This window comes from Bowmanella yangjiangensis (genome assembly GCF_017255015.1).
In the GTDB taxonomy this organism is placed as follows: domain Bacteria; phylum Pseudomonadota; class Gammaproteobacteria; order Enterobacterales; family Alteromonadaceae; genus Bowmanella; species Bowmanella yangjiangensis.
In genome coordinates this window covers 1-4359 of the sequence record NZ_JAFKCS010000075.1, presented here as the reverse complement: position 1 = coordinate 4359, position 4359 = coordinate 1, and the positions used below count along the sequence as shown (strand labels likewise).

At 64.3% G+C, this 4359-nt stretch carries 2 protein-coding genes; both read left to right on the top strand.

The window, feature by feature from the left end; all coding sequences use genetic code 11:
- A partial coding sequence (locus tag J0A65_RS21655; RefSeq protein ID WP_206596405.1) for a beta strand repeat-containing protein occupies positions 1 to 2371 on the top strand: 2371 nt, incomplete at its 5' end.
- A gap of 57 nt (positions 2372 to 2428) precedes the next feature.
- Positions 2429 to 4267, top strand: a complete 1839-nt coding sequence (locus J0A65_RS21650) for a hypothetical protein (RefSeq protein ID WP_206596404.1) — start codon at positions 2429 to 2431, stop codon at positions 4265 to 4267.
- The last annotated feature ends 92 nt before the right edge of the window (positions 4268 to 4359 follow it).

Sequence of the window (4359 nt, the reverse complement as noted above, 5' to 3'; positions counted from 1 at the left end):
AACCTCCGGCGACATCAACGTGCAGGACGACGTCCAGGCACAGGGCAACGCCAGCCTGACGCTGATCGCTCACCGCAACATCAACATGACCGGTACCAGCATCACCCATGCCGATGGTGCGACACTGAACGTGTCGCTGCTCTCCAACTTCAACAACAGCGGCAACGGCTCGGTGGCACTGAACAACGCCAGCATCCGCACCAACGGTGGTGATCTGACCATCAGCGGCGCCGTCGATCCGAACGGCTCGTTCGCCAGCACCAACGTCAGCAGTGGCACCGGGGTGTTCATCCGCTCCAGTCTGATCGACACCCATGGTGGTGACGTCACCATTCGCGGTGCCACCTCAGCCACCCTGGCCAGCGGCGCCAGTGCCACCGCGATGAACATTTCTGCCAGCACCATCGATGCCGGCGGCGGCGACATCAGCATCACCGCCCTGCAGGCCAGTACCAGTGGCACTGGCGATGCCTTCATCCTGCATGGCGGCAGCAGCCTGCTGACAGAAGGGACCGGGGCCATCGACATCAGTGCTGACAACCTGGGTTCGGGCAACGGCACGCGCATCTTCAGCACCGGCAATACCATCGCCGCCAGCGGCTCGGGCAACGTCACCCTGAGTGGCAATGCAGCCTCCGGCTTCGGTGTACTGATCTGCTCCACCGCCAGCGGCTCGACGCAGAACATTGGTGTCGGCAGCGGCACCCTGACGGTCAAGGCCAGCAGCCAGAGTGGTCGCGGGCTGTACGTCGCGGCCGCCGGTGATGGCGCGATCAACCTGACGGCCAGTGACGCGGGCCGGATCGTCCTGAACGGCGACAGCGGCGCCAGCTACGGCACCATCCTCAACGTCACCGGCAGCGGTGCCTCGATCAACCTGCTCAGCGATGGCGACATCACCGTCGAAGGCAACAGCTCCGGCGGCAGCACACCTTCGCTGGGCCTCGTCACCTCGGGCAGTGGCAGCAGCATCGATATCGCCAGCACGGCTGGCGACGTGCGCCTGGCTGCCGACAACAGCGTGATCAACAGCGGCAGCGGTTCGTTCCGTGCACTGTACATGGATGCCAGCGGCAGCGACTCTGCCATACGCGTCGGTACCCAGAGCGGCAACCTGAGCCTGGAGGGCAACAGCATCTCCGGCCGTGGCGTGGACCTTGCCCCCTCCGGCAGCAACGCTGCCATCACGCTGTCGACCAGCAGCGGTGACATCCAGGTCAGCGGCAACAGCACCGCCAGCTTCGGCGGCTACGGCATCTTCCTCAACTCCACCGGCAGCTCACAGGGCGTCGCCATCACCACGCAGACTGGCGACATCACCCTGCGCGGTGACAGCGTGGGCACCTCGGACGCCATCGCGCTCGGAGGCAGCGACCAGGCCTCGACCAACCGTATCGCCTCGCAGGGCGGCAACATCCTGCTCGATGGTCACTTCCATTCACCTGACAGCAGCGAACTGGATCACGGCATCGCCCTGCTCAGCGTGACCAACATCATTCAGACGACCGGCAACGGCAACGTGACCCTGGTCGGCCGCTCGACCGGTTCGGGCGATGGTGTGGACTTCTACGGCAACGGCAACAACCTGCTCAGCGTGGAGAACGGCACACTCAGCATCAGCGGCCAGGCCAACAACGCCAATGGCCTCAGCGTACTGACCGGACAGACCGAGTTCCGCGCCACCGGCAGTGGTTCGATCAGCCTCGACGGCTACTCGCGAACGGGTAACGGCATCCATTTCTACCCGTCCAGCAGCGGCAGTTCGGTCACCATCGCCAGCAACAACGGTGATATCCGCCTCGACGGTCGCAGTGACGGTGATAGCGAAGCCAGTGGGGTGTTCGTACGCAGCGGCTCGAACAGCATCTCGCTGACCTCGGCCAGTGGCGACATCACGATCAGCGGCAGCGGTGACAATGGTGCCAGCGGCATCACCTTCAACGGCACCAGCAGCGGCAGCAACACGGTGCTGACCGGCGCGGACGGCAACCTGACACTGACCGCCTCCAGTCGCAGCGGCACGGCGCTGAACTTCGTCAGCGGCAACAATCGCCTCGGCGTGCACGACGGTATCCTGCTGATCGATGCCCAGGCGCCTGGTGGCACCTACATCGCCCACGACAGCGACAGCACCAGCATCGGCGCGAGTGGCAGTGGTGCAGTGCTCTATCGCTTCGGCGGGCTGATCAACGCCAGCATCCTCGGCAGCGACGGTGAGGCCACGCGCGGTCATCTGCAGCAACAGGCCACTGGCAGCACCTGGAGCCAGGTTCTGTATCCTGACTACCGGCAGACACCGCTGGCGCCACGCATCGACCTGATCGATCTGGATCTGTCGCAGTTGCAGGCATCGGCACCGGGCGAAAACTGAGAACAGCGGGCAAGCCGCATACGCGTCTTGCCCGCTCCAACGCTACAAGGCCAGGTCATGAACGAAGAGACCTTCTCACTCGAACAGTTCGAGCAGCTCTGCTACTCACGCCAGCACGAGGCCGCCGCACGCGAACTGATCCGCCTGCTGCTGATCATCGACCGCCACTACGGCAAGCTGTCCGGCCAGTTCGTGCTGTCGGTATCCCCGGCGATCTCCGCAGTGGATCTCGAAGCCCACGTGCTGACTCGGATAACCAGCGCCATCACCACGCTGTTCTCCGACCCTGGCTTCCAGATCAGCCCCACCGGTTTCGATCAGCTGATCAACTTCCAGCGCTGGCTGTCCTCGCTGTTCGCCGCCAGTTCCTTCGTCAACGCCGACCATATCCTTCGTGCGCTGAACCTGTATGGTGGCGAAGCGTCTCGGTTCGAAGTGACACCGACAGAGCTGGTGAAATTCTGCGTGCTCTACTCGTCCGAGTCACAGTTGCCACTGGACGTGGAACTGCTCTGGCAACAGAACCGCAGCCTGACCGTGGCGCTGTGCATGGCGTTGCTTTCTCCACGTTTCCTTGGCACTCCCGCCGCGCACTCCAAGCGTGAAGCGCTGCTGGCCTGGCTGCCGGCGCGGCTGGACAGCCTCGACAGCCTGGATCAACTGCCGGTGGCGATCATCCATGACGTGTACATGCACTGCAGCTACGCCGACCTGCCACAGCGCCATCGCATCAAGCAGTCCATCTGCCGGCTGGTGGAACGCAAACTGGAGAACAACGGCATCGACTCCCTGCCACCTGCCATACCTGTACCGACCACTGGCAGGCGCAGGATGCTGGTGGTGCTGGAGTGGTTCTCCGGCGGCCATTCGATCTACCGCACCCACTCCAGAACGCTGGAAGCGGCACGCCAGCATTTCGACCTGCACGCCGTGGGTTATGCCAGCAATGTCGACGACCTGGGACGTGCGGTATTCGACGAGTTCATCGAGCTGAGCGCACCGAACGACCTGCTGGCCTGCGTGCGACAGGTGCGTGAACTGGCTGCCGAGCTGCAACCGCAGGTGCTGTACATGCCCAGCGTGGGCATGTTCCCGCTCACCCTGTTCATCGCCAACCTGCGTCTTGCGCCCTTGCAGGTGGCGGCGCTGGGGCATCCAGCCACCACTGGCTCTCGCCATATCGACTACATCAGTGTGGAGGAGGACTTCGTTGGCGACCCGGCCTGTTTCGCCGAAAAACTCCTGCTGCTGCCCAGCGACGGCCAGCCTTACCGTCCCTCCGCCATCCCCGTGGAGCTGCCGCGCCCCGAACGTCACGACGGGGACCAGGTGGCGATCGCCATCGCCGCTACCACGATGAAGCTCAACCCGCGCTTCCTCCAGGCCTGCCAACAGATTGCCCAGCTCACCCAGCGCCAGTACGGCAAGCAGGTGCGTTTTCACTTTCTCATCGGCCAGGCGCAGGGCTTGCTCTACCCGCAGTTGCAGCGCCTGATCCGACGTTACCTGCCCGATGCACGCATCTACCCGCACCAGCCCTACCAGCAGTACCTGAGTGCGTTCAACCGCTGCGACCTGTTCCTCAGCCCGTTCCCCTTCGGCAACACCAACGGCATCATCGATGCACTGACGGTCGGTCTGCCCGGCGTGTGCAAGACCGGTGCGGAGGTATTCGAGCATATCGACGAAGGGCTGCTGCGCCGCGCCGGACTGCCCGACTGGCTGATCGCCGATGACGTCGACGGCTATATCAGCGCGGCCGCACGCCTGGCCGGAAACTTCGCCGAGCGCCTGCAGCTTTACCACTACCTGGCGGACGGGAAGCCGTTGCAGCGCCTGTTCGACGGCAGGCCTGCAGCGTTCGCCGAACGCCTGCTGGCGTTGCTGGACGAGTGACCTGGTTAGCCCCCCAGTAACAGGGTTTCGCTCAACGCCTGCGCCGCGCTGGACAGCTGATGCCCGGCCAGGTGCAGCAGACCCACGCGGCG